General features: G+C 45.3%; 23 protein-coding genes. 15 read left to right on the top strand and 8 right to left on the bottom strand.

Features of this window, described 5'->3' with window-relative positions; translation table 11 throughout:
- Positions 1-108: 108 nt before the first annotated feature.
- Positions 109-1,119, bottom strand: a complete 1,011-nt coding sequence (locus ACLGGO_RS22450) for an FkbM family methyltransferase (RefSeq protein ID WP_446420970.1) — start codon at positions 1,117-1,119, stop codon at positions 109-111.
- Between the two features lie 348 nt (positions 1,120-1,467).
- Here ACLGGO_RS22450 and ACLGGO_RS22445 point away from each other — a divergent pair, with 348 nt between their 5' ends.
- The 5 genes from ACLGGO_RS22445 (at position 1,468) to ACLGGO_RS22425 (ending at position 6,223) form a co-directional block, all read left to right on the top strand.
- On the top strand, positions 1,468-3,789 hold the full coding sequence (locus tag ACLGGO_RS22445; protein WP_446420969.1) for a heavy metal translocating P-type ATPase: 2,322 nt from the start codon (positions 1,468-1,470) through the stop codon (positions 3,787-3,789).
- A 116-nt stretch (positions 3,790-3,905) separates the two neighbouring features.
- The gene (locus tag ACLGGO_RS22440) at positions 3,906-4,142 is read left to right on the top strand and encodes a hypothetical protein (RefSeq protein WP_446420968.1); all 237 of its coding nucleotides are present in this window, start codon (positions 3,906-3,908) and stop codon (positions 4,140-4,142) included.
- 523 nt (positions 4,143-4,665) lie between these two features.
- The gene (locus ACLGGO_RS22435) at positions 4,666-5,328 is read left to right on the top strand and encodes an acetoacetate decarboxylase family protein (protein WP_446420967.1); all 663 of its coding nucleotides are present in this window, start codon (positions 4,666-4,668) and stop codon (positions 5,326-5,328) included.
- Between the two features lie 517 nt (positions 5,329-5,845).
- A complete protein-coding gene (locus ACLGGO_RS22430; RefSeq protein ID WP_446339000.1) occupies positions 5,846-6,040 on the top strand; it encodes a hypothetical protein in 195 nt (64 codons plus the stop codon).
- A 60-nt stretch (positions 6,041-6,100) separates the two neighbouring features.
- Entirely contained in the window at positions 6,101-6,223 is a 123-nt protein-coding gene (locus tag ACLGGO_RS22425; protein WP_446420966.1) for a hypothetical protein, read from the top strand.
- 56 nt (positions 6,224-6,279) lie between these two features.
- On the opposite strand, the gene ACLGGO_RS22420 is transcribed toward ACLGGO_RS22425, so the two are convergent.
- Positions 6,280-7,914, bottom strand: coding sequence for a chemotaxis protein CheB (locus ACLGGO_RS22420; protein ID WP_446420965.1), 1,635 nt, complete (start codon positions 7,912-7,914; stop codon positions 6,280-6,282).
- A 1,152-nt stretch (positions 7,915-9,066) separates the two neighbouring features.
- On the opposite strand from ACLGGO_RS22420, the gene ACLGGO_RS22415 reads away from it, so the two are divergent.
- From ACLGGO_RS22415 to ACLGGO_RS22395, 5 genes are all read left to right on the top strand, one after another.
- Entirely contained in the window at positions 9,067-10,365 is a 1,299-nt protein-coding gene (locus ACLGGO_RS22415) for a tetratricopeptide repeat protein (RefSeq protein ID WP_446420964.1), read from the top strand.
- Entirely contained in the window at positions 10,365-10,748 is a 384-nt protein-coding gene (locus tag ACLGGO_RS22410; protein WP_446420963.1) for a type II toxin-antitoxin system VapC family toxin, read from the top strand. The genes ACLGGO_RS22415 and ACLGGO_RS22410 overlap by 1 nt, the downstream gene beginning before the upstream one ends.
- Before the next feature lie 163 nt (positions 10,749-10,911).
- Complete coding sequence (locus ACLGGO_RS22405; protein ID WP_446420962.1) at positions 10,912-12,909, top strand: glycoside hydrolase family 10 protein; 1,998 nt, start codon at positions 10,912-10,914, stop codon at positions 12,907-12,909.
- A gap of 235 nt (positions 12,910-13,144) precedes the next feature.
- Positions 13,145-13,717 (top strand): Uma2 family endonuclease, encoded by a 573-nt coding sequence (locus ACLGGO_RS22400; protein WP_446420961.1) that lies wholly within the window; start codon positions 13,145-13,147, stop codon positions 13,715-13,717.
- Positions 13,718-13,888: 171 nt separating this feature from the next.
- On the top strand, positions 13,889-14,461 hold the full coding sequence (locus tag ACLGGO_RS22395) for a Uma2 family endonuclease (RefSeq protein ID WP_446339005.1): 573 nt from the start codon (positions 13,889-13,891) through the stop codon (positions 14,459-14,461).
- 31 nt (positions 14,462-14,492) lie between these two features.
- On the opposite strand, the gene ACLGGO_RS22390 is transcribed toward ACLGGO_RS22395, so the two are convergent.
- Together ACLGGO_RS22390 and cobA are read right to left on the bottom strand one after the other, a co-directional pair.
- On the bottom strand, positions 14,493-15,695 hold the full coding sequence (locus ACLGGO_RS22390; RefSeq protein ID WP_446420960.1) for a hypothetical protein: 1,203 nt from the start codon (positions 15,693-15,695) through the stop codon (positions 14,493-14,495).
- Between the two features lie 194 nt (positions 15,696-15,889).
- Positions 15,890-17,500 (bottom strand): uroporphyrinogen-III C-methyltransferase, encoded by a 1,611-nt coding sequence (gene cobA / locus ACLGGO_RS22385; RefSeq protein ID WP_446420959.1) that lies wholly within the window; start codon positions 17,498-17,500, stop codon positions 15,890-15,892.
- Between the two features lie 165 nt (positions 17,501-17,665).
- Between cobA and ACLGGO_RS22380 the strand changes: the two genes are divergently transcribed.
- Positions 17,666-18,019, top strand: a complete 354-nt coding sequence (locus tag ACLGGO_RS22380) for a hypothetical protein (RefSeq protein ID WP_446420958.1) — start codon at positions 17,666-17,668, stop codon at positions 18,017-18,019.
- A gap of 275 nt (positions 18,020-18,294) precedes the next feature.
- On the opposite strand, the gene thiL is transcribed toward ACLGGO_RS22380, so the two are convergent.
- From thiL to ACLGGO_RS22365, 3 genes are all read right to left on the bottom strand, one after another.
- Positions 18,295-19,302, bottom strand: a complete 1,008-nt coding sequence (gene thiL / locus ACLGGO_RS22375) for a thiamine-phosphate kinase (RefSeq protein WP_446339009.1) — start codon at positions 19,300-19,302, stop codon at positions 18,295-18,297.
- Positions 19,303-19,322: 20 nt separating this feature from the next.
- Positions 19,323-19,616, bottom strand: coding sequence for a hypothetical protein (locus ACLGGO_RS22370; protein WP_446339010.1), 294 nt, complete (start codon positions 19,614-19,616; stop codon positions 19,323-19,325).
- Positions 19,617-19,723: 107 nt separating this feature from the next.
- Positions 19,724-20,848, bottom strand: coding sequence for a peptidylprolyl isomerase (locus ACLGGO_RS22365; RefSeq protein ID WP_446339011.1), 1,125 nt, complete (start codon positions 20,846-20,848; stop codon positions 19,724-19,726).
- Between the two features lie 257 nt (positions 20,849-21,105).
- Between ACLGGO_RS22365 and ACLGGO_RS22360 the strand changes: the two genes are divergently transcribed.
- From ACLGGO_RS22360 to ACLGGO_RS22345, 4 genes are all read left to right on the top strand, one after another.
- A complete protein-coding gene (locus ACLGGO_RS22360; RefSeq protein ID WP_446339012.1) occupies positions 21,106-22,347 on the top strand; it encodes an RNA-guided endonuclease InsQ/TnpB family protein in 1,242 nt (413 codons plus the stop codon).
- Positions 22,348-22,590: 243 nt separating this feature from the next.
- Positions 22,591-23,148, top strand: a complete 558-nt coding sequence (efp, locus tag ACLGGO_RS22355; protein ID WP_446420957.1) for an elongation factor P — start codon at positions 22,591-22,593, stop codon at positions 23,146-23,148.
- Between the two features lie 200 nt (positions 23,149-23,348).
- Positions 23,349-23,882 carry an acetyl-CoA carboxylase biotin carboxyl carrier protein gene (accB, locus tag ACLGGO_RS22350; RefSeq protein WP_446420956.1) on the top strand — a complete coding sequence of 178 codons (534 nt, stop codon included), beginning with the start codon at positions 23,349-23,351 and terminating at the stop codon, positions 23,880-23,882.
- Between the two features lie 87 nt (positions 23,883-23,969).
- Entirely contained in the window at positions 23,970-24,323 is a 354-nt protein-coding gene (locus tag ACLGGO_RS22345; protein ID WP_446339015.1) for an ArsR/SmtB family transcription factor, read from the top strand.
- A gap of 105 nt (positions 24,324-24,428) precedes the next feature.
- Here ACLGGO_RS22345 and ACLGGO_RS22340 read toward each other — a convergent pair whose 3' ends face one another.
- A complete protein-coding gene (locus ACLGGO_RS22340) occupies positions 24,429-25,037 on the bottom strand; it encodes a GerMN domain-containing protein (RefSeq protein ID WP_446339016.1) in 609 nt (202 codons plus the stop codon).
- Positions 25,038-25,049 lie beyond the last annotated feature (12 nt).

Genomic DNA, 25,049 nt, shown 5'->3' with positions numbered 1-25,049 from the left:
TCAGAACTCACCGATCAAGTAGTGGCTTCTGTTACAGGATGAAATTTTTCTGGAGGTTCTATCTGTATCAGGCATTTTGTGAAATGGTATAAGCTCGCTTCTGCTAGCTTAATTCAAGCGCAAGCGTTCTTCAACAAAGAACAGACCTAACGAGTTGCATTCGTGACTCGAATCTAGGTCATTGTAGTTGAGAGGTATAAAAGCGCTATTTTGGGTACGATGATTCCCCCAAATAAGCTGATAACCCATATCAAAAAGAGGTTTGACTATTTCTTTATTTGAGAGACCAAAGGCATTAACTTTCGAGAGTGAATCGAATTCTAGTAGGAAAAAAGGTTTAGATTTTTCAAGTGTTTTCATTGCTCCGGGGATGATTTTAGCTTGGAAACCTTCTACATCCATTTTAATCAAATCTGGCATTACATAATTTTTTTCACAGAAATCATCAATTGACCAACAATCTATGTTAAATTGATTAAAATATTGCTTAAAATATTTTTTTTTCGGGGTTCCATCCAAAAACTGCTTCAACTTATCTTTGCTCTCCCATAACTTATATGTGCCATAAACTTGCATATTTTTAAAAATTATATTGAGACGATCTAAATAGGGATAATTACTAACACTATCAATTTTAGAACCTCGGTTGATTATAGATTTATTTAGTTCCGAGGAGTCAGAAAGTGCATAGTTAAAGGCTTTATTTCGAGATATTACATCTAGTTGGTGGTTAATATCGATGTTATGTTTTAGGGATGCAAACGAAACCGGATTCATCTCAAATGAATAAACTTTTGCGGTATCAAATATTGACAAACATATTAGAGAAAAGTAGCCGTATAAAGCTCCAACATCAAAGACTGTATTGAGTGATTTTGCTGAGGTATATAACGCCTCAAAAACAGCAATTGTTCCTGGTTCGTAAATTGCGCCTCCAGAATGTGTATGACGCATCCATTGAGAAGTTTCATGACTATTTTTTCCTAATTTTACAGGAAAATAGACTGGTTTATATGAATTTACAATCAGCTTTTGTTCATGGGAATCTTCACTAAAGCTATAAGAAAGGGAACAAAGTGATAAATTAATTTGTTCACACAAGTATTTAGCATGATTCATTAGATTAATTCCTCCAACAATTAAATAAAGTTTGTTGCTAACAAAATGCACTAGGACACTGGTCTGAGGTTATCGTTCAAGTGCTGTACTCATATCAAGTCCTGTTAATTGCCCATAATAGCCATGCTACAACAGCAAGGGTTTCGGGCTTTTTTATTAGGGGCGATTTGTGAGAGACTATATCACAACTCTAGCCAGTAAGTCCAGCTACCCTCCTATTCCGCATCCCTGATTTTTATCCTCTCTTGACTCTCCAGTAAGCTGGAGACTTTATCCTATAAACGTACACCCTTCAGACGTGCTATTACCCCTCCCCACTCCCCAAACTGCTACTATCAGGAGTCAACCATGGAAACCAGCCATCTACGACTACAAGGAATGGGTTGCGCCTCTTGCGCCACCACCATTGAACAAGCCATCCAAAACGTTCCTGGCGTTGTTGAGTGTAATGTTAACTTTGCCATGGAACAAGGTTCTGTAACCTATAATCCCAACGCGACAAACTTAGACAGCATCCAAAAAGCCGTCGCCGATGCGGGATATGGGGCGCAACCCTTAGATACCACCCGAATGGGTGAAGACACCGATGCCGAAAAAGCAGCAAGGGAAGCCCATCAACGGGATCTCAGACGTAAAGTTATCGTCAGCGGCGTTATCAGCCTCATCCTCGTCGTCGGTTCACTTCCGGCGATGACAGGATTGCACATTCCCTACTTTCCCTCCTGGCTGCATAATGCTTGGGTACAACTGGTTTTAAGTACACCTGTACTCTTTTGGTGCGGTCAATCCTTCTTTGTCGGCGCATGGAAAGCCTTTAAACGTCATGGCGCGGATATGAATACTCTGGTGGCGCTGGGGACAGGTTCCGCCTATTTCTATTCTCTGTTTGTTACCCTTTTCCCTGGCTTTTTAATCACCCAAGGATTATCACCAGATGTCTATTATGAACCCGCCGCCGTGATTATTACCCTCATTTTATTGGGGCGACTCTTAGAAAATCGGGCGAAGGGTCAAACCTCAGAAGCGATTCGCAAGTTAATGGGATTACAAGCGAAAACAGCGCGGGTAATTCGTAAAGGTGAAGAAGTTGATATTCCCATTGAACAGGTTATCGTCGGTGATGTTATTGTCGTGCGCCCAGGGGAAAAGATTCCCGTTGATGGGCAAGTAGTTGATGGTGTATCTACCATCGATGAATCCATGGTAACTGGCGAACCCATCCCGGTGAAAAAACAAGCCGGGGATGAAGTAATTGGCGCTACGATTAATAAAACCGGGAGTTTCAAATTCCGCGCCTCACGAGTGGGAAAAGACACCGTATTGGCGCAAATTGTCAAATTAGTGCAAGAAGCGCAAGGGTCAAAAGCCCCGATTCAGAAACTCGCAGATCAAGTCACAGGCTGGTTTGTACCCGTTGTGATTGCCGTTGCGATCGCGACCTTTGTAATCTGGTTTAATATTATGGGTAATATTACCCTTGCCACGATTACCACCGTTGGGGTTTTAATTATCGCTTGTCCCTGTGCGTTAGGATTAGCTACCCCGACATCCATTATGGTTGGCACCGGCTTAGGCGCAGAAAATGGCATTTTAATTAAAGGCGGAGAAAGTTTAGAACTCGCCCATAAACTTCAGGCAATTGTTCTGGATAAAACTGGCACGATTACCCAAGGCAAACCCAGTGTAACTGATTATGTAACCGTAAAAGGAACAGCGGATCATCATGAAATCAAACTCCTAAGATTAGCCGCCGCCGTGGAAAGACTTTCGGAACATCCTTTAGCCGAAGCCATCGTTGATTATGCCAAACTCCAAGGTGTTGAATTCCCCTTACCCGATGTCCAAAACTTTGAAGCCGTTGCGGGAATGGGGGTGCAAGGAAAAGTAGAAAATAACCTGATTCAAATCGGAACCCAACGCTGGATGGATGCACTAGAAATTAATACCCAATCCCTCCAAACCCAGAAACAAACCTGGGAAGCCGCGACAAAAACCACCGCTTGGATTGCTGTCGATGGTAAGGTTGAGGGATTAGTGGGCATAGCCGATGCCTTAAAACCCTCCTCTGTTGAGGCGGTAAAGAAACTGCAACGCCTGGGGTTGCAAGTCGTCATGCTCACAGGAGATAATCAACAAACAGCCGACGCGATCGCACGAGAAATGGGTATCCAGCACGTCTTTGCCGAAGTGCGCCCGGATCAGAAATCCGCCGTCATCCGATCTTTGCAAACCGAAGACATCAAGAAAACACCGAATTCAAAACCCAAAACCCAACATTCAAACCGTATTGTTGCCATGGTAGGCGATGGAATTAATGACGCCCCAGCCTTAGCCCAAGCGGATGTAGGAATCGCCATTGGTACGGGTACAGATGTCGCCATAGCCGCCAGTGATATTACCCTAATTTCCGGTGACTTAAATGGAGTTGTTACCGCGATTCAACTCAGCCACGCCACGATGCGAAATATTCGCCAAAATCTCTTCTTTGCCTTTATTTACAACACCGCCGGAATTCCCATTGCGGCAGGAATTCTTTACCCCTTATTTGGCGTATTACTGAATCCAATTATAGCCGGGGGAGCAATGGCGCTGAGTTCCATTTCCGTGGTAACTAATGCCTTAAGGCTGCGGAATTTCCAGCCCAAAATCATCACTCATCCTGCTAAGTAGGATACCCCCAATTATCAGTGAAATCCTGTATTGGCGACCCGATAATATCAATAAACAATCCGAATTTTCTCAACTTTATCGGGTCGCACTTTAGTAATCTAGGAGGAATCGAAACAATGTTAACCAAACCCAAAACCTTAGCTTATCTGATTAGTTTAGGGCTTCTATTCGGAGTCGCTGCCAATCCAGCTACGGCTGAAATGTCAGAACATCAGTCCCAGCAGACCAGTCAATTCCGCCGAATTGAGCAATCATTACCGCTAAAAGTCGGTGTCACCCTAGGCGGTTTAGCGTTAATTGGTACAGAACTTTGGTGGTTTTTATTTAGCAAAAACAAAGCTAATAAAACCTAACCTAGCTGTGTAAAATTAAACCCAAGCGATTAAAGTCACGGAACCCTACTAACAAAGTCCGCTTGACAAGGAAATGAAAAAATTAAGGGGTGTGAAACTTTGAAACCCGCCTTAGCGGGTTTCGTTGGTTTAGCCTAGCTGACTATTCCAGACTAAAATCATAGTAAAAAATTGAGATAGGCAAGTGCCTCTTTCTGTAGGATAGTCATAGCCTATCCGTCTATATATCTGAAGGAATAACAACCTAGAATCTGTTTGTATTCACGAATACAATCCAACTTAACATTAGAGTCCTACTTACAACTTTTGATAGAGGTTTGGTGCAGTCATAACAATTATTCTGGGCATAAAGATTCATCTAGATCAACCGATTTATCCGGATATCTGTGTAAATCTTTGTAAAGATTGCTCACATCCTTTTGCGTCAAGGTGCCAAAGTTTTTTAGCTCAAGACATAGTACCGTTTATTTATGTCCGACTACTTAGGTAAAACCTTTTCACTTGTGTAAAAAAGTTAGTTAAGATGGCATATCCTCCAGCTCCTTGGACACTGCAAGGCTACAGTATCCAGACCTTGCATTTGTTTGATATTGCAAAGGTGCGCCCGTTTGTTCCTTCTGAATTGGAAATTATTTCTGTTTTACCCGGTAAAACTCTTGGTGGAATTTACGCGGCGTTTTATGGTTTAGGTTCCACCTTAACCTATAGCGAGTTAATTATTGTCAGTGCTGTAACTCGTTATGGGGGTAAATTCGGTACTTGGATTTCCCACCTCTATGTTGATAATGCTGATTCGATGGAAGGGGGGCGAGAGATTTGGGGACTCCCCAAGGAACTCGCTCAATTTAGGTGGGAATTAGGGGAACGCTCTGGTGTAAACGTGCATCAAGGAGACCAGTTACTCTGTAGTATTAGCTACGATTGGCAACTTCCCCAATGGCGACAGCCGCTAAGTTTACCAAGTTTTAGCGCTCTCGGTTCTAACCTGCTCTCCTTTGAGGGTAAAGGTGAGATTGGGTTGTCTCTGATTGGTGTCAAGGTACAAATACCTGTACAAAGTCCTTTCTCTACCTTGGGTTTAGACCAACCTTTGCTGGGCTTTTATGGTAACCAATTGCGTCTGGTTGCAACTGCACCAATCGTTATCGGACAGAGATCTGTCCCCTTCAGTGAATCGCGACTATAAATTCTATCCAATCCACTTTTACAATCTTTTTTATTGTCCTGATGTAGAGATGTTGTCTACAACAGCGATACCAATTTATAATAACCGCGATCGCGAAAAATTGAAAGAACACAAGAGGTTAAAGCAGTCTTATCCCGTAATGGGCAAGAGCGCTCACATTGACCAAAGCTTTTGAACTTACCTATTGGGTCATGCTGACCCCCAATCGCGATGAGCGTCTAGCGGTATTGGACGCGAGACTACTCTCAAGTTTGCCCAAGGAGGCGCAAAGGTAGTGGGGCGCGATCGCGGGTGTCGTCGCACTGGGAACACTCGCTGCCCTAGCTATGCCAGTATTTAGAGAGGGAGTATGAGGTCTTCTTTGACTTGTTCACGGTTTAAAAGAGAGTGGATTCTAATACCAAAAAGGTAACATCCTCCGCACCTCAAGAGGTCGGTTTTCCGATCATCACCCGACAACTATTCAACCCAAGAATTAGCCAATATAAGAATAGAGTTACACAGGTGAAGGTGGATTATGTTTCCATTCTGGAATTGGGATAATGCTTGCTGCGGTGGAGAACCTGTTTCTCGGAAAACCAGCTTAGAGCGTAAGCTCAAGTTTCTTAAGGCAATGCGTGGCGATCTAGAAATCAGATTAGCTGGACTCAATGCAGCAATTGGCACGATTGAGGAGCAATTAAACCAAGACGATACTGCACAGACTTTGTAAAAAGTCAAGGGTTACAGCAACAACTGTGATCCAACTCGCCACAATCAGGATGCGCTAAGGGTGCGTTACGCTACGGCGGCAAACGCACCCTATTTTGAAACTTCCAGCAATTCCAATATTGCGGGAACTGGCGGTGCAATTTTCTCAACTAAGGTAAACGCGATCGCAGAACGTACTGTTTAAGTTGAGGGATTTTTTATGATGTAGAGGTAAAATTGTCGTTAAAACCGCTAGATGAACTATTCCTCTGATTCGGTCATCACTAAGCGGATTAGAGTAGAGGCGATCGCATTCATCGGCACAACGAAATCTACCGCACCCGTTTGAATTGCCGCAGACGGCATCTCGAAAAACTCACAACTGTCTTCATCTTGGGCGATGACTTTACCACCCATCTTATGAATAGCCTTCACCCCCAAAGCACCATCGCTGCCAGTACCAGAAAGAACTACCGCGATCGCACGTTCTTTAAACGTAGCGGCTACTGACTGCAACAGGAGGTCGGCAGAGGGGCGATCAAAGTCCACAAATGCTGCCTGAGAGAAAGAGAAGGTACTATTCGGGTTGACTAGCAGGTGTTCAGTTGGGGGGGCAATGTAAGCTATCCCCGGTTTTATTGACTCTCCGGCTTCAGGCAGTTTGAGGGGTAAAGTCGTGGAACGGTTCACTACGTCACTTATCCAATTGGCAGAGGATTGAGAGTCTAGGTGCTGCACCACGACGAGCGCTGCCGGAAAATCCCCTGGTAAGGCAGCTAAGATATGGCTTAGGACTCTCAGTCCACCAGCTTTTGCCACCAGTACCACAATTTTAAAGGTCGTTAGCTCGTTTTCCTGGTTCGGGTTGGAGTCCTGGGTAGCGGCGGCAGATGCTGGCGTAGTCGGCAATTGGGCTTGAAAAAGTGCTTTGCGAATGATGTCAGCACGCTCTCGGGCTTCCTGCGCTTTCGCTTCAAAACGCTGGGCTGAAATGGAACGGTTATTATCGCGGGCTTTCGCTGCCATCTGACTCATCAGCTCTCCACGCCCCTCTAGAGAACGGATTGCCGTCCACAGCGCCTGCTCTTGAGTCTCGGATTGCCCCGCCACCAAACTACCTGCTGACCAAGCATGACCCACGCGACAACGGTATTTGAGCAAACCTCTCTCGTCTTGATAGTACAGCATACCGCCGCAGTCCGGACAAGCTAAGCTTGCAGGTGTTCCAAACTCACGCTCTCGCATAGCCGCCCCATTGAGTTCCACCACATCAGGTTCTATCTCTATCTCGTTCTCACTAGACATGGTTGTTGCTCCTTCCTCCGTTACCGATTCATGGGCTAGACGCACTAAAGTGGAGGCTATTGACGACAAGGGCAGAATATGGTCAACATCTACGTGTTTAATCGCGCTCTTCGGCATTCCCGAAAACAGGGCATCATCGGGATCTTGAACAATCGCCACACCGCCCAAACGTTTCACATCCATAAGCCCTACAGTACCATCGTCGAGGGCACCCGATAGCACCACACCAACCACTCGACGTCCATACGCCTTCGCTGCCGTGCGAAATAGGGGATCGACAGCCGGACGACAACCGTTCTCCTTCGGACCATACACTAAGCGAACATAGCCGCGTTTGACTAGCAGGTGGTAGTCCGGAGGGGCTACATAGATGTGCCCTTGTACGATCTCCTCACTCTCTGTAGCATGAGCCACTGGCAAGAGGCTTTTTCGGTTCAAAATATCCGGCAGAAAGCTTTTAACGTGGCGTGAAATATGAACGACAATGAAGATCACTGCTGGTAGATTCTCTGGCAAAGCAGCAACCAGTTGAGTCAACGCTTCCACTCCGCCTGCGGAGGCTCCAACAACGATGATGTCATGACCTGGCATTTATTTTTTCTTCTAGAAGGTGGGGGAATATTTATTTGATGAATCCAAGGAGATGATAACCATTGTTGATATTTCATGCTACTACTGTTGAAGAGAATAACAAACTCTTATTTTCCTCAACGTCTCCCCATGGTATGAATGTGAACGACTGCTGAAATGTCAAAATATCAGTCAGAGACTGGAAAGTTGAATTACTGAATCAAATGCCATGAAATGTTCTCCTTATTTGTGTTCTGTTTAGTAGAAAAAAGGCAAATAGCGTGTTTTCCCGCCTCGAATATTCTCCTTAAAAATCAGAAAATTATCCTGATATTTGCGAAACAATTAAGAATTACTTAACCACTTGATAGGTGGTGAAAGTAATAATCATTTGTTATCCAGTTAACCAGGAATTACATTGATGGAAACTGGTGATATTGATAGAGAGTTGAGAGGGGCAAAATCTAGAAATTTCATACGTTCAATGAGTGAGAGTAGATAGCCTAAACAGAGCGTCAATTCGCAAATCAGGACTGGCAAACTGAAATAGTTTTACCAAAGGACTAGATTATAATTGACGATAAAGTTAGGTTAATTTCGGAAAATGGGTCGTCGCCGCATTTGTCTTGCTGACTAGGAAGAGCCAGATGCGCCAACTTTTTATAGTGCTTTATCTGAGCATAGTGCCAACTGAAATGGGCAGGCTTTTACTCAGAGTTCAGTTTTTGGTAATCCGCCAAGATTTCTTGAGCGTAAGATGAAGTCTTGGGGTTGCTTGTCGCCTTGTCAGTCAACATGAAATTTTTATTAATCTTTGTTGATGAATAAACTTTAACAAAAATAAAACGGTGTAAAAGGGGAGTTGTGTGAGGGTTTTGTAAAGTTATTCAGTGGCTTTTATGCAGCTTTGGTAAAGATAATTGGCTGTTATCGATGCATTACGGGTAAATAATAAATGGTAACTTAATTAATGGTCAACTGATGAATTTTTATATATTGACAAGATGACACGAGTATGTATTTAATCAAAGTTGCCTGAGTTTTTATGAAAGTTCGCTTTTGTTCTCCTTTTTATACCCTGACGTTTCACGGCATCTTAGGCATGGGGGTTGGGTGTGGGGAAAATCCGGTGAAAAGTGAGATCATGCTTGGGAACTCATCGGCTATGTCACAATGGGAAAATGGGAAACCAACATTATTTATAATCGGGACGAACTGGCGATGGTAGCTATTCACCAGAGAGATGAACCCAAACTTTACGATGCCTATACCATAAAACCGTTAGAGCTATCTCGCTCTACCAATGGTGTGTATCAGCATTCCAAATGGCATAGCCAGGGAGACAGACTCTACGACTTGGGGCATTATCAGGAAAGTATTAAGTTTTACGAACGTGCTTTAGCCAACAAGTCTGATGAATACCTTGCCTGGAATAAACTCGGCTTGGCATACTTAGCACTGGGGGAATATCAGCAGGCATTATCTAACTTTGATCAAGCCATAGAGATTAACCCAGATAGTTATATTGCTTGGTATAACAAAGGAAATATTCTCCGAGAATTAAATTATAAAAATGAAGCTATTGCCAGTTATGATCAAGCTTTGGAATGCAACCCTGAACGCAACAAAGATTGGATTTTGCATAACCGAGGCATTGTTTTACATGACTTAGGTCGCCTTGAAGAAGCGGTTATAAGCTATAACCAGGCTGTAGATGTTAATCCAAATAATTTTCAGGCATGGACGAATCGAGGTGCTGTTCTATCTCAATTAGGTCGCCATCTAGAGGCAATAGATAGTTATGAACACGCTTTAAGGATTCAAGAGAATGAAGTTATAATTTTGGCTAATCTGGCGATAGTTTATGCCAAATGTAGCAACATTGAAGCGGCAATTGAAACTTTTAATAAAGCAATAGAGTTAGAACCAAAAAATGAGCAATTGTGGAATGATCAAGGTGTAATATTTTATGACATCGGTCGGTATAAAGATGCACTTGCCAGCTTTGAACAGTCCATAAGGCTTAAACCAGATGATGACATTAGCTGGTTTAATAAAGGTAATGCACTGTTAATGCTAGAGAACTTTAATGAAGCTATTGCCAGTTATGATCAAGCCTTAGCTCTCAATGGTGAGAATAATTCCGTTTGGACAAATCGTGGACAAGCGCTGGCACTCCAACCCAATAACGCTCAGTATTGGTTTAATCGTGGCAATGCACTGCGACAACTAGGACAGCTTGAAAATGCATTGGCTAGCTACAACACAGTTTTATTAATTGACAGAAATTATTCTCAAGCTGAAGTGATGCGTGACCGCGTTCTACAAGATATTGAACACCAGAATAATCGCCTGTTGATACCTAACCAAAAATCGTTACGACCATTTGGCTTGTGTGCGGGAGAGTTCACAGTATCCGATGATTTTGATGATTCCCTACCCGAAGATATTCTGAGTGCTTTTGAAAGCTAATGAAACTTTTGCTTGACACTCATATCTTTTTGTGGTTTATCAGTGGCAATCCTAAACTGTCACAACCTGTTTTAAATGCTATTCGTGATCCCAATAACGACGTTTATCTAAGTGTTGTGTCAATTTGGGAGTCTATTGTCAAGTATCAGCTAGGCAAACTAACTCTGCCGCAGTCACCCGCAATCTATTTACCACAACAGCGGGTTCGCCATCAAATTGCTAGCCTTAGTCTCGATGAGGATAGTGTGGCTCAACTTATCAGGTTGCCTTTATTACACCGTGATCCCTTTGATAGAATGCTTATCTGTCAGGCTTTGCACCATCGTTTAACCATTGCCACCGTCGATCAAAAGATTCGTGCCTACTCAATCCGTGTTATTTAAGTAGGTTAGTGGAAATAAACTCAACTAGATTAAGTTTGGTAAACACACCTCAAATCCTTACCTAAACATAAGACGTAGCTTGCTTCTCAAGGAAAGCGAATATGACAATCCCCACTGTTAACTTTAATGAAAGTCCGACTACTTAGCTAGGTGACGAATCCTTATGGCAGCATCAACTCCCCGTTTCCCCGATATCCAAAACCACTGGGCGCGTTCATTCATAGAAGGGTTAGCCCAGGCGGGTATGATTAGTGGCTTTCCCGATGGGCGTTTTCGTCCTGATGATCCCATGAGTCGGGCGCAGTTTGCTGCTTTGTTACAAAACGCTTTCTCTAAACCCAGTAAACGCCCTAATGTTCCTTTTGTCGATGTTCCCGCCAAACATTGGGCAACTGGCGCGATTGCTAAGGCGTATCAAACGGGGTTTATGTCGGGATATCCGGGAAACCGTTTTCGCCCAGAGGCGAGTATTGCCAGAGTGGAAGTGTTGGTGTCTCTGATAGCGGGGTTGGAGATAACCACCAGTGGATTAGCACAGGTGAAAGCCGCCCTACCGGAACTCTATCAAGATTTTAGCGACATTCCCAGCTATGCTATTGATCGGATTGCGATCGCAACCAATACCGATATGGTGGTGAATTACCCACAGGTCAAGCGGTTTAACCCCCTCAAAGCAGCAACTCGTGCGGATGTCGCCGCGTTTATTTACCAGGCTTTAGTCTATACCGGTCAACTCGACGCCATTGGCTCAGACTATATTATTGTGCGCCAGAAAACCGCGAAACTGAGCCATCAACGGGAGTTTCGTGGGGCGTGGATAGCTACCGTTTGGAACATTGATTGGCCCTCGCAACGGGGACTGTCTGTCGCCCAGCAGCAACGGGAACTGCTGCAAATTATTGACCGCGCGGCTAATCTCAAGTTAAATGCTTTAATCTTACAAGTTCGACCCACAGGCGATGGGTTTTATGCCTCCCCGTTAGAACCGTGGACTGAATGGTTAACGGGAACTCAAGGTCAAGCCCCCGATCCTTATTATGACCCTTTAGAGTTTGCGATCGCGGCTTGTCATCAGCGCAATATTGAACTACACGCCTGGTTTAACCCCTATCGCGCCAAAACCTCTTCCCAAAGTTCCACCAGTGTCGCCCCTCACATTACCATCACTCATCCCGAATATGTGTATCAATACGGCAATCAGAAGTGGATGGACCCTGGTGTCAAAGTGGTTCAAGATTTAACCTATAACGTAATTATGGATGTAGTGCGGCGCTATGATGTAGATGGCATTCACCTGGATGATTATTTTTATCCCTATCCCATCGCGGGTGAGAATTTCCCCGATGATAAAACATACAATGCTTATCGAGCCAAAGGCGGCACCCTTAGCCTAGGCGATTGGCGGCGGGAAAATGTCAATCAAATGGTTCAGCGCCTTTATACGGGGATTCGCGCCACAAAGAAACAGGTCAAATTTGGTATTAGTCCCTTTGGCATTTACCGTCCCGGACAACCCGCCCAAATAAAAGGTTTAGATCAATACGAATCCCTGTATGCTGACCCGAAAAAATGGTTAGCAGAGGGATGGATTGATTATATCGCCCCGCAATTGTACTGGCGTATTGACCCCCCAGCCCAAAGTTATCCCGTTCTTTTGGAATGGTGGACTGATAATAACCCGAAACAGCGACATATTTATCCCGGCAATCGGTTAAGTATGTTGGATGATAAAGACTGGTCTTTTTTGGAATATGAACGACAGGTTGATATTACCCGCAATCTGGCTCCTCAACTCTCGCTAGGCAATATTTTTTATAATATGAAAATATTTAATGAAAATCGTTTTGGGGTAGTTGAAAAGTTCCAATCGTCTGTTTATAATCAACCCGCTTTGTCTCCAACCATGTCGTGGCTGAGTAATACACCGCCAGCGATTCCCGTTAGGGTGAGAGTCATTGGGAATAAGCTGATTTGGAGTGCAGCAGTTAATGCCAAAATTCGCTCCTGGACAATTTATCAGCAGCAAGGTAATAACTGGAGACTGCACAAAATTTTGCCAGAGGAGACAACCGAGGCTGAATTAGCAGCAGGAACCTATGCGGTTTGTGCTGTAGACAGACTGGCGAATGAAAGTTTAGGCGTAGTGGCGTCTATTCAATAATGTCTTTGAGATGTGGAAATCATGGGTGTAGACAAAGGGAACAGGGAACAGGGAAATACATAATTTAAATGCACATCAGTTTATTCGTGATATACCGTAGGGTGGGCACTGCCCACCATTTGTCAATTTAAGCCACATTACCCACGATAGGATATTGGGTGTGGGGTATGGGATGTGGGGTGTGGGGTGTGCTTATTTTTCGTTAAAACTCTTCCTTTAATATTGGGTAAAGCTCATGAATACTGTAACCTTAAATTTAGACACCATTCCCTTAACTGACGAACAATTCTATCAATTATGTCAAAATAATCGCGAGTTTAACTTTGAAACGACGGCGCAGGGAGAATTAATTATCATGCCACCCGTTGGCGGAGAAAGTGGGAATCGAGAATCTGAACTGATTGCTGATTTGGTCATCTGGAATCGGCAAACTCGCTTGGGTTATACCTTCAGTTCCTCCACAATATTTAAGTTACCCAATGGTGCGAAACGCTCCCCAGATGCGGCTTGGATTCGCCGAGAACGCTGGGAATCGCTAACGCCTGAACAACGGCGTAAATTTACCCCGATTGCACCGGATTTTGTCATCGAATTAAGGTCAGCCACAGACGATTTGCAACCGTTACGTGACAAAATGCAAGAGTATATGGATGCTGGGGTGCAATTGGCATGGTTAATTAATCCCCAACAGCAACAAGTGGAAATTTATCGCTGGGGACAGCCAGTAGAAATACGAAATCTGCCGACAGAATTATCGGGTGAAACCCTATTACCGGGATTTAGCTTAACTTTATATGCCTATTTATAAAGCTAGGGAATTTTAAAGCTGATTTAAGCTAAGTAGGTTGGTGGAAATAAACTTAACTAGATTAAGTTATGTAAACAAGCATCAAACCCTTACTGTTCCCTGTTCCCTGTTCCCTGTTCCCTAATCTCCACCGCTAACTTTAATTGTGTCCACCTACTTAGGGAAAAGACCATGAATACTGTAACCTTAAATTTAGACACCATTCATTTAACCGACGAACAGTTCTATCAATTATGTCAAAATAATCGCGAGTTTAATTTTGAAACGACGGCGCAGGGAGAATTAATTATCATGCCACCTGTTGGCGGAGAAAGTGGAAATCGAGAAGCCGAATTAATTGTCGATTTGGGAATCTGGAATCGGCAAACTGCTCTGGGTTATACCTTCAGTTCCTCCACAATATTTAAGTTACCCAATGGCGCTAAACGTTCCCCAGATGCGGCTTGGATTCGCCGAGAACGCTGGGAAGCGCTCCCCCCTGAACAACGGCGCAAATTTCCCCCCATTGCACCCGATTTTGTCATCGAATTAAGGTCAGCCACAGACGATTTGCAACCGTTACGTGACAAAATGCAAGAGTATATGGATGCTGGCGTGCAATTGGCATGGTTAATTAATCCCCAACAGCAGCAAGTGGAAATTTATCGATTGGGACAGCCAGTAGAAATGCGAAATTTGCCGACAGAATTATCGGGGGAAAACCTATTACCGGGATTGAGATTGAGTTTATCCCCCTATTTGTAGATGATATTAAGTTAAACAGAGACCATAAACCTTAAAGTGTTTTGTCCTCTGGCTTCTGCTCCTTGGCTTTTACTCTCTTCCTTACTGTACTCGGCTTCTGCTTTGTGGTTTCTGGCTTCTGCTCTGGTGTAGTAGGCTTCTGCTCTTTAGCTTCTAGCTTCTGCTCTGGTGTAGTAGGCTTCTGCTCTTTAGCTTCTAGCTTCTGCTCTGGTGTAGTAGGCTTTTGCTCTTTAGCTTCTAGCTTCTGCTCTGGTGTAGTAGGCTTTTGCTCTTTAGCTTCTAGCTTTTGCTCTGGTGTAGTAGGCTTCTGCCTTTTTATAGTAGGTTTTTGCTCTTTGCCTTCTGGCTTGTGCTCTTTATCTTCTGGATTGTGCCTTCCTGTACTAGGCTTGTACTTTGGCTTACTCTGCCGTTTCTCCTGCTGTACGGCTGTCTTGTCCGCCTTCGACGCCTTCAAAAACTTAGGTGCTTTCTCCAATGGCGGCGCTAACAGAGCATCGAACTCAAAAAGACTTCTATCAGGTAAAAATTTAGCCTTGACTTGAATAAATGCAGGATGTCCCTGTTCCTCTTTTGTGAGTGTCGGATTGAATCGGAACGGCTTAACCGGAGAATCTTTCCACATCATCGGTAGGTGAGACGCCTTCATAAATCTCACCTTTTGCGCCGGTTCCGCTTTTTTGATATAGTCTAGGCGATCGTCATTGAAATTCCGGAAAATCGAGACAACGGGTCCTCGACACACAGGAATGAATTGCCACAAGCCACGGAGCTGAAACTCGAAGTCTTGCAATTGTGCTGCAACGCCATCGGGTTCTCCTTTTGAGAATCCTACCAACTGAAAGGAAAGCTGGTGCGGCTTGTTGCGTTGCGGAAAGTGGGTCACTCTTGGGTAAACGATTAATCGTTGAGTCGCCTCTCCCGTGTTCTTTATTTCCAGTTTCAGAGCGTTGAAAGCCCTGCGTAATCGAGATGTATAGAAGAGTGGATAATCTTTACCAGCGATAGTAAGCATAGCACGTCCCTCGTCCGACACGCTGACTTCACCGAGGACGATTCCAATCGCTTGGAAGATAGTTCCCTCATTTTCCGATTCCCTTTTGTTCTGCTCAGGGGCGTCAGTTGTTTCAGTTGTTTCAGTTGTTTCAGTTGTTTCAGTTGTTTCAGTTGTTTCAGTTGTTTCAGTTGTTTCAGGTGTTGCTGTCGTCTGTTCGAGTTCTGTCTCTGTCATCATGGCTGCTGCTGGCTTTTTTGTTCAGGGTAGCATTAGAAGCTATATTCCGTAGCAAATTGCTGCACGTTGGTTCCGTTAAAACCGACTTAAATTCTTATCCCGTCGTCTTTAGACGAATGTAAACGGTTCGCTATGGGATTGAATCTATGGCGAATTGTTGCGATTGGTGCGGCTGCGGTTTCTGTGAATGCGACTTATTTTTGATTGACCCATTGTACTATGGCTTGGGTTAACCCTTCTAAAGTATACTGTTGAGCCTCTACATCCACTCGTCCCAACCGTTGTTGACAGGTTTTGGACGTTTGGGGACCAATGGAAGCAATACAGACATTTTTCAAAAGCGAGAGTGGCTCATTGCTCGTTTTTTCTAAAAGCTGATAAAAATTTTTGACGGTTTTAGAACTGGCAAATGTAATAATATCGACGGTACCATTTTGCAACGCTGCCCAAGCTGGGGGGGCTATTTCCCCTGGACAAGTTGATTGATACGCCGCAACTTCCACCATAGTAGCACCTTGGGCAGTTAATTCTTGGACTAAAACCTCTCGTCCCCCAGTTTCCACACGCGGGAACAGGATATTTTGCTCAGCCAGGGGTTCAGGAAAATGTTCAACCAGGGAATCGGCGACAAAATCCGGGGGAATAAAATCTGGGTTTAATCCTCGTTCTTTTAAACTCATCGCCGTTTTCTTCCCCACAACGGCAATTTTGACTCCGGATAACGCACGGCTATCTTTTCCTAGCGTAAGCAGTCGTTCAAAAAAGTAATTGACGCCGTTACTTGAGGTGAGAATTAACCAATCGAAATCGGATAAGTGGGTAATTGCTTTATCCAAAGCATCCCAACTCGACGGCGGCGTAATCAACAAGGCGGGCATTTCAATCACTGTAGCGCCTTCATGTTCTAACAAGTCCCGAAATGTACTCGAGTGTTCCGCAGAACGAGTAACTAAGATTGTTTGACCCTGAAGCATCTGTTGGCAACCACTTCTACTGATGTCTTCGCCTATTATCTCGTGCTTTGTCCATTCTGTATTCAACTGTTGGGGCGATTGCAGATAATCTCGTAATCCTACCACTTCTCCCACGACAATGACTACAGGAGACAGTGAGACACCCGCCGTTTGCCTCACAATACTGGACAATGTTCCCACCCAAACCTGTTGCTGAGTCCGTCCACAAGCCCGAATCACAGCCACAGGGGTTTGATAGGATTTGCCATAACGCTGTAACTGCTCAACGATTGTCGCTAAATGACGCCCACCCATTAGAATAACCAGGGTATCAATTCGTGCCAATGCTTCCCAGTCTAATGCTTCGGGCTGATGGGCACTGAGGACGGCAAAACAGCGACTTAAAACCGCATCAGTCAGGGGAATATTTGCCAGTAACGGTGCAGCGAGGGCAGAGGAAATCCCTGGTACGACTTCAAAGGCGCAACCTGCATCGGTTAACGCTTGAATTTCCGACGTCGCCCGACCAAAGATAAAGGGATCACCACTTTTTAAACGGACTACCTGCTTCCCTTGTTGACATTGTTTGACCAACAATTGATTAATTTCCGCTTGTGGAGTTGAGGGACGCCCCCCCCGCTTTCCCACATCAAACTGGCGGCAATTTGCCGGGACTAATTGTAAAAGTTGAGAGTCTACTAAAGCGTCATAGACTAACACTTCCGCTTGAGTGAGAAGCTGTTGCCCTTGTCGGGTGAGGTATGCCATGCTTCCGGGTCCAGCACCGACGAGATAGACTTTACCCAAAGGGCGGCGATAAAGCACATTTTTAGAAGGATTGAGGTGAACCATTCTCCAATTTTAAACTGTTTTTGTGTATACATCCCCCTTAAGTATAATTTCGTTTCTAACCTAGGTCATAAATAAACAGTTACCAACAATCCTACATGAGGGGGAATGTATTTCTTTTAATCTAAAGGGTATAATGAGCTGTCAAACTAAAAGGAAACCAACATTATGCAATTTATCCGCGAAAAACTCTTTTGTGCACGCCCATTGCGTTTTTTAATTGCCGCTTCACTTTGTACATTTTTGTTTTTATCAAACGCTTTGCCGGCGGCGGCTGTGGGTGGATCTGACAAAGGTGGCACAACCCTAGATCAAATCGTCGAGAAAGCTGAGCAAGTCGTGAAACAAGAACCTCGTTCTATGCAAGAGGTACAAGCTGAGGCGAATAAAAATACGAATTCCGTTCAAGGCTCAGCTAATAAAGAAAAGATGGAGAAATCCGAAAATTCTATGTCAGGACCTCCCATGGCAAAACAAGCTAACGAATTAGTAAAAGAGATCAAAGATTCCGATTATGATTAGAGCCTCACTGCATAGTTAATATATTCCCTCGCTAGCTTCAAAGACTATAGCGAGGGATAGAATGTCCGGTTGAATACTTACACCCTTGGTGAAGGCAAGACTTCAGAACAGAAGGCTCCAGGGTATAGGTAAAAGGAAATACGGTGTTTTGGCAAACAATCGGGTTTACTTATTACCTTCTCTACAAAAAGCTTCTAAAAGAGTCTATATGAGCGCACAGTTTCCCATTATAAAATATATAGTATCAAAAACTAAGTGAATTGTCTAGATTTTGATCAAAAATGCTGAAATCCCCGACTCAGGGTTAATAATTCATCCGCATAAATTCCCGTGCTATCTCTGAGACAAACCTCCGTACCGGATGTAATGTAACCAATAATTGCTGATCCGGCTGGCAATTTCTTGACCAATTCCTGCGCCAAGGGTTGAGGTAGACATACCACCAGTTCAAAGTCTTCACCCCCATACAAAACCCAATCCCAGACTTGTTCAGGAGAAGCCAGCTCAGGCAATACTGAGGGAATGGGAATAGCATCCCGTTCCACAACAGCCCCCACTCCACTCGCCCGACAGATTTGGGCGATCGCATCGGCAAGTCCATCGCTGCTATCCATTGCTGTTAGGGGGATTGGGGATTGGGAGGCTAAAATTTCCCAGAGTTGGGGTAAGATATCGAACCTCGGCTGAGGGCGTTGGTGGGCTTGGATGAGACGCGATCGCTCTTTTTCACTCAACTCTTTCCCGAATTCTGGATTCAGTAATAATTCCAACCCGACTCGTGCTGCACCATGCACTCCCGTCACCACGATTGCATCTCCGACTTGAGCCTGACAACGTCGCATGACGCGCTCTCGTAAGACTTGACCGAATGCGGTAATTGACACCGTAATCACCGGGGAATGACAAACATCACCCCCGACAATGGGCGTATTATACAACTGTAAACACTCAGACATGCCTTGGTAGAGTCGTTCAACCCAACTCACCGCCACATCACCCGGAAGACTCAAACCAACAGTAATCCCCAGAGGCGATGAACCCATTGCGGCTAAATCCGATAAATTCGCCGCCGCCCCACGCCAACCCACATCTTCCGCCGAAGTCGTGCGATCGCTAAAATGGATTCCATCCACCAACACATCCGTTGTCACCACTAATAACTGCCCAGGTTCTGGACTCGGCATAACCGCCGCATCATCACCCACAATATCTGAGGGACAAAAGCGCTGTAATCGTTTTAAAACACCCTGTTCGCCAATATCTCTAATCACATCATTAGTCATTTGTCAATTTATTGGTTTCATCATTCATTGCGCCGATGCAGTTTAGGAAAGCGATAGTAGGTATCTCCATCCGCATCAACTTCTGGGACAGCATTAAACACCTGAACTTGGTGTTCCAAATACTGCTGTGCGATTTCGGGTTCAACTCTAGCCGTCGCAGCTAACTGAATCAGAGAAATACAGCTATTTTCAGCTTCTAATAACTGATAAAAGCTTTCCTCTAGCTGATTTTGTTGGCTGCGGGTGGCTCTTTGCAGGAACAAGATACCTAAGACACCTAAAGTGATGACCAATAGCAAATCAATAATTGGCATATTCAAGGAACAGGGAATGGGGAACGCAGAACAACTGGAGTACCTCCGATAACCTGCAATTGATCCCACGCTCACCTTTCGGGTTGAGACGTGGGATCAATTGCTATTTAAGCTAAATTATCAGCACCCTGAACGACTTTAGCTGACTCAATGATATCGCCAAGTTCCAGCTTATCTAATACATCTTTCCCCTCGACAACATAACCAAAGACAGCATAACGCCCATCCATGAGATTAAAGCCGGGAGGGGTTAACTCAGTATCAAACTTAAAGAAAAAGAACTGAGAAGAACCACCATTGGGGTCATCTCCTGGACGCGCCATGGCGACAGCACCGTAAGCGGAGAAAGGAAGCACGGGTTCATCTAAGTAAATCCCCGCCTGTTCTAAGGTCATACCATAGATAGGTTCCTCATCTCCCCTAACTAACACCTCCAAGGGAATAGCCCGATATTCCCCTGTTTTGGGTTCGATAAACCCAGCTTCAGGTCCGGGTGGATCACCGGTTTGGACGTAGAGCTCGTCTGTGCGAGTAATTGCCAGACCATCATAGAAACCCCGTTGCACCAAATCAACAAAGTTACCCGCCGTAACCGGGGCGCTATAACCATCGACGACTAGGGTTATATCACCTTTATTCGTCGCTATCTCTACCGTGGCGCGACCTTTGAGTTGAGGCAAATTACTGTACTCTGAGGGAACGTCAAAGGGAAATCCCTTGACCATCATTTGTTCGAGTTCGCCCACTTTATCAAGGATTTTGCCTCGCTCAATCCAGATGGCTTCTTTATCCTTGGCTTCAACCGCTTCTCGGAGTGAAACGATATCATCTCTCATGGCAGTAATGATCGCTTCAGCTTGCGGTTTTTGCTCCTCTGGGATGTCAGCCAGCACTTTTTCTGGGCGATTGCTCAAAATGACATCCGCTTGAGTAATATCCCGATTAATCGGACTCCAGCGTTTTCCCCGTAACTGAGTGGCAATATCTTCTAGACTCGCTTGCACATCCCGCACCGCTTGGTTATCAATGGGCAGAGCATACCGCAACAGGGCTTTGCCATCTGTAATCGCATTCCCTTGCGCCAAGCGACTTTCTCGGACAGGTTGATCATTGCCAAAACTCCACCAGGCGCCGCTTAAACCTACGGAGAGTGTCACCAGTAGCAGCGCCACAAAACTGGTTTTGATCAGGCGTTGGCACCAATCGAGCTTGAGAATTTTTAAAGGTCGCATAAACATATTGCCTAAGGCTGAATACCATTAGGGTTGAGGCTAACTTACAGTATGGAAACAGACATTCTTCATATTGCCATAAGCGGTGTCCGTGCCAAAACTGCACGAGTGCGATATCTCCTGTGCACGCCTGTCGAACCCCTGCTCTGTGAATTGACCGGAAAGTTGGGTTTCAAGCCCCGTCCTTCTAGGACGGATTTTTCCGGTTAGAGTTTATTATCCAGGGTAGGATAATTGAGGAGACACACTTGATGGGCATGAAATCAAGGTATCAGTATCGTATCTATCCCACCCCTGGTCAGCGTCAATCATTGGCGCGGCTATTTGGGTGTGTCCGGGTAGTGTGGAATGATGCCTTAGCCTTGTGTAAACAGGCTGATAAACTGCCCAAAAACAGTGAGTTACAGAAGACTTGCATTACTCAGGCTAAGACAACCCAGGCTAGGGAGTGGTTGACTCAAGTTAGCAACATTCCTCTCCAACAGTCGGTTGCCGATCTGGGTGTGGCATTCAACAATTTCTTCTGTTCCCGTTCCGGTAAGCGCAAGGGAAAAAAGGTAAACCCGCCACGGTTCAAACGGAAAACCAATCGCCAAACCGCAAGGTTCACCAGGGGAGGGTTTAAGGTCAAAGCGGCTAAGGTCTACCTTGCCAAGATTGGAGACCTCAAGGTCAAATGGTCGCGTTCCCTTCCCAGTGAACCCAGCTCGGTTACGGTGATAAAGGACTGTGCTGGTCGGTACTTCCTCAGCTTTGTCGTTGAGGTACAACCGGAAATCAAGCCAGCTAGATTCCCCTCGGTTGGGATCGACCTAGGGCTGAAAACCTTTGGATGCTGCAGCAACGGGGACAAGGAATATAGCCCCGACTATTCCCCCCTGTACCGGAAGTTAAAGCGCTCTTCACGACGGTTAGCGAAGCGGGAACGGGGAAGCAAAGGACGGGAACGGATGAGGGTCAAGGTTGCCAAGCTGAATACCCAGATAAGGGATAAGCGAAAGGATTTTTTGCATAAGCTGTCTTCTGAGATAGTCAACGAAAACCAAGTGGTTGTCTTAGAAGACTTGAATGTTAGCGCAATGGTAAAAAACCGCAAGTTATCAAGGGCGATATCCCAGGCGGGATGGCGCGAATTCCGGTCAATGTGTGAGGCAAAGTGCAGCAAATACAACCGGGATTTTCGGGTCATCAGCCGATGGGAACCCACCAGCCAAGTCTGTTCTAAATGTGGCTACCGATGGGGAAAGATAGACCTATCGGTGAGGCGGATCATTTGTATCAACTGCGGTGCAGAACACGATCGCGACGATAATGCCTCGGTGAACATTGAGCAGGTTGGGTTGAGACAGGTCGGGGTAGGGCATACCCACGACAATAAATGGACAGGGAGCGCGTGTAAGACCTCAAAGGAGGCAGTGTGTGAGGAGCTGTCAACCCGTCGAAGGTGCAGGCAATCATTCATTGATTGGCTCACTGGTAGGGAATCACCGTCCTTGTAGGGCGGTGAGGATGTCAATAGGGCTATGTTCCTCAACAAGGGTAAAATGAAGTGCCGATTGTTATGGGTGTAGTAGTTCACTGAGGTCTTGCGTTACACTGACTAACTAATTTCCGTATTTTTTCAGGAAATTAGAAGCTGTAGATTAGTTTATTGATAGGAAAGCGGCATACCCCGCCCCGCTTTCCTCTCCGGCGAAACCATCAAAGGCGTAAGCAGGAGTCTCCAGCGGGAAAGAGGACTAATGATTTCAAGTAATGACTTTCGCACGGGTGTCACGATTGAGTTGGAAGGATCGGTGTGGCGGGTGGTGGAGTTTCTCCACGTTAAGCCCGGAAAAGGTTCGGCGTTTGTCCGCACCAAGCTGAAAAATGTCCAAACTGGGAATGTGGTGGAAAAAACTTTTAGGGCGGCGGAAACAGTACCCCAGGCTACCCTGGAAAAACGCACCATGCAGCATACCTACAAAGAGGCTGACCAATTTGTCTTCATGGATATGGAAACCTTTGAGGAAAATCGTCTCAATGAAGACCAAATTGGCGATCGCGTCAAGTATCTCACCGAAGGGATGGAAGTCAATGTGGTGACTTGGAATGACCAAGTACTAGAAGTGGAGTTGCCAAACTCGGTGGTACTGGAAGTTGTGGAGACTGATCCGGGTGTCAAAGGTGATACCGCGACAGGTGGCACTAAACCGGCTACGGTTTCTACAGGAGCGCAAGTGATGGTACCGCTATTTATTTCCGTCGGCGAGCGGATTAAAATCGATACTCGTAACGATTCGTATCTCGGTCGTGAGTAAATGGATCGGAACCAATCAATCAACAGTATTATCGGGTGTTGGGTTTCAAGGGGTGGGGTTTTGGCTGGTTGAACCGCAATATAAGGCGGATACCAAACACCCATGAAAGCCCCGCTCAAATCCTGTCAATCCTGCCTGAGGATCATGTAAAACAAACAAGCGTGAATCTTCTTTAGAATTCCTACTCTCTAAATTTAGTTGTGCCACTAGACTTCAACCAAATCCGTGAACTGCTAACCGCGATCGCTCAAACTGATATTGCGGAAGTAACGTTAAAAAGTGCTGATTTTGAACTGACGGTACGCAAAGGATTGTCCGCCAGCCCTCCTATCGACTCGACGGTGAGTCGAACAGATCCCGCCGTGGCTTCCAGCTTGGGAACGGCTGTGGCTGGAGTCGCTCCCCCAACGCCCCCCGCTCTTATACCCGAGGTAGCACCGTCTGGGTCCCCAGCAACAGCTTCAGCTACACCGTCTGCAAAAGTAGAGTCACAATGGGAAGAGGTGAAGTCGCCCATGGTTGGCACATTTTATCGGGCACCATCGCCAGATGATGCTCCTTATGTCGAAGTTGGCGATCGGGTTCGCGTCGGTCAAACGATCTGTATCATTGAAGCGATGAAGCTGATGAATGAACTCGAAGCCGAGATATCAGGACAAGTGATGGAAATTTTGGTCGAAAATGGCGATCCGATTGAATATGGTCAACCGTTAATGAGGATTAATCCAGGGTAAATGAGCAGGAGTGATGATTACTCTATTGTTATAAATTGACAAAAAATAGGCTAAAATTTGATGATCACCTAATTTCGGGTTAGACCGATGCCAAGACTAAAAGCTGTCCCCCAAGAGGTCGTCCAACAAGTTTCTGAGTATTTTAGTATTTTAAGCGAGCCCATGCGCCTGCGCCTGCTGAATTTACTCCGCGAAGGTGAAAAATGTGTCCAAGAATTGGTAGAAGCTACAGAAACGAGTCAGGCAAATGTCTCTAAGCACCTAAAAGTGATGCTTCAGGCGGGAATACTCAGCCGCCGCACTGAAGGCACATCTGCCTACTATAAGGTGGAAGATGAGCTGATTTTTGAGCTATGTAATTTAGTATGCGATCGCCTCGCTACCCGCATCGAACAGCAAGCCCGCCATTTTCGCAACTTCAGCTTAACCAATAAAGGTTGACTTCTCCCTGGTATAGCATTTTCGGAACTTTAGCTTAACCAATAAAGGGTAAGTATTCCTTAAAAACGACGAACCCCACCGTCAACTTCAATTCTCTCCGACTATTTAGAGTGGAAAGTTTGTCTCAAAATCTTGGCGAGTCATTGGTTGATCGACGATCAACCCTTCACCTCCTAAGACTTCTAGCGGTTTTCCTCCCACATCAATCCAGACCTGAGCATCCGGATCTAAACTAGTGGCTGTGTAGATAATTTGTCCGAGGCGGCTTTGCATGGAAGCACTGCCACCCCCTGTGGTAAAGTCTTCAGATAGATCCAGATGCACTCCGTCAGATTTGACAGACAGATTCCGTAGCTGAGTTTCTTCGGGAATTGCTGATGCAATTGCTTCCTCCTCAGGTCCAGCCAATAATTGCTGGAATGCCATCTCTAACGCTTCAGAGGGGTTATCCGCATTTTCGACAGTGATGGAACTGGGAACCAGTTCAATTTGATTATTGACATCATCAACCCAATACACTTGAACCTTTTGTTCTGTCGCTGGCGGCGTGTCTTGGGGCGATTGGGAGAGGGTAGGAACTTCGGATTGGGGGGGTGAGGCGGTAGTCCTGTTCCACGCCCACCAAGCGCCTCCAGCACCGGCGGCTAACATTACGACGGAAACACCAGCAACCAAACTTGTGGGAATACGACGTGTGTCTTGTGGATTTTGCATACTTATTACCTT

The sequence above is a fragment of the Coleofasciculus sp. genome, assembly GCF_046565525.1.
In the GTDB taxonomy this organism is placed as follows: domain Bacteria; phylum Cyanobacteriota; class Cyanobacteriia; order Cyanobacteriales; family Coleofasciculaceae; genus Coleofasciculus.
The sequence above is the reverse complement of the archived record's forward strand: the minus strand, read 5'-3'. Positions and strand labels throughout refer to the sequence as shown.

What these genes read in the sequence shown, in the direction of transcription:
- ACLGGO_RS22450 (WP_446420970.1), bottom strand. Translation starts at nt 1,119, where the DNA reads ATGAATCATGCTAAATACTTGTGTGAACAAATTAATTTATCACTTTGT.
- ACLGGO_RS22445 (WP_446420969.1), top strand. Translation starts at nt 1,468, where the DNA reads ATGGAAACCAGCCATCTACGACTACAAGGAATGGGTTGCGCCTCTTGC.
- ACLGGO_RS22440 (WP_446420968.1), top strand. Translation starts at nt 3,906, where the DNA reads ATGTTAACCAAACCCAAAACCTTAGCTTATCTGATTAGTTTAGGGCTT.
- ACLGGO_RS22435 (WP_446420967.1), top strand. Translation starts at nt 4,666, where the DNA reads ATGGCATATCCTCCAGCTCCTTGGACACTGCAAGGCTACAGTATCCAG.
- ACLGGO_RS22430 (WP_446339000.1), top strand. Translation starts at nt 5,846, where the DNA reads ATGTTTCCATTCTGGAATTGGGATAATGCTTGCTGCGGTGGAGAACCT.
- ACLGGO_RS22420 (WP_446420965.1), bottom strand. Translation starts at nt 7,914, where the DNA reads ATGCCAGGTCATGACATCATCGTTGTTGGAGCCTCCGCAGGCGGAGTG.
- ACLGGO_RS22415 (WP_446420964.1), top strand. Translation starts at nt 9,067, where the DNA reads ATGGGAAAATGGGAAACCAACATTATTTATAATCGGGACGAACTGGCG.
- ACLGGO_RS22410 (WP_446420963.1), top strand. Translation starts at nt 10,365, where the DNA reads ATGAAACTTTTGCTTGACACTCATATCTTTTTGTGGTTTATCAGTGGC.
- ACLGGO_RS22405 (WP_446420962.1), top strand. Translation starts at nt 10,912, where the DNA reads ATGGCAGCATCAACTCCCCGTTTCCCCGATATCCAAAACCACTGGGCG.
- ACLGGO_RS22400 (WP_446420961.1), top strand. Translation starts at nt 13,145, where the DNA reads ATGAATACTGTAACCTTAAATTTAGACACCATTCCCTTAACTGACGAA.
- ACLGGO_RS22395 (WP_446339005.1), top strand. Translation starts at nt 13,889, where the DNA reads ATGAATACTGTAACCTTAAATTTAGACACCATTCATTTAACCGACGAA.
- ACLGGO_RS22390 (WP_446420960.1), bottom strand. Translation starts at nt 15,695, where the DNA reads ATGATGACAGAGACAGAACTCGAACAGACGACAGCAACACCTGAAACA.
- cobA (WP_446420959.1), bottom strand. Translation starts at nt 17,500, where the DNA reads ATGGTTCACCTCAATCCTTCTAAAAATGTGCTTTATCGCCGCCCTTTG.
- ACLGGO_RS22380 (WP_446420958.1), top strand. Translation starts at nt 17,666, where the DNA reads ATGCAATTTATCCGCGAAAAACTCTTTTGTGCACGCCCATTGCGTTTT.
- thiL (WP_446339009.1), bottom strand. Translation starts at nt 19,302, where the DNA reads ATGACTAATGATGTGATTAGAGATATTGGCGAACAGGGTGTTTTAAAA.
- ACLGGO_RS22370 (WP_446339010.1), bottom strand. Translation starts at nt 19,616, where the DNA reads ATGCCAATTATTGATTTGCTATTGGTCATCACTTTAGGTGTCTTAGGT.
- ACLGGO_RS22365 (WP_446339011.1), bottom strand. Translation starts at nt 20,848, where the DNA reads ATGCGACCTTTAAAAATTCTCAAGCTCGATTGGTGCCAACGCCTGATC.
- ACLGGO_RS22360 (WP_446339012.1), top strand. Translation starts at nt 21,106, where the DNA reads ATGAAATCAAGGTATCAGTATCGTATCTATCCCACCCCTGGTCAGCGT.
- efp (WP_446420957.1), top strand. Translation starts at nt 22,591, where the DNA reads ATGATTTCAAGTAATGACTTTCGCACGGGTGTCACGATTGAGTTGGAA.
- ACLGGO_RS22345 (WP_446339015.1), top strand. Translation starts at nt 23,970, where the DNA reads ATGCCAAGACTAAAAGCTGTCCCCCAAGAGGTCGTCCAACAAGTTTCT.
- ACLGGO_RS22340 (WP_446339016.1), bottom strand. Translation starts at nt 25,037, where the DNA reads ATGCAAAATCCACAAGACACACGTCGTATTCCCACAAGTTTGGTTGCT.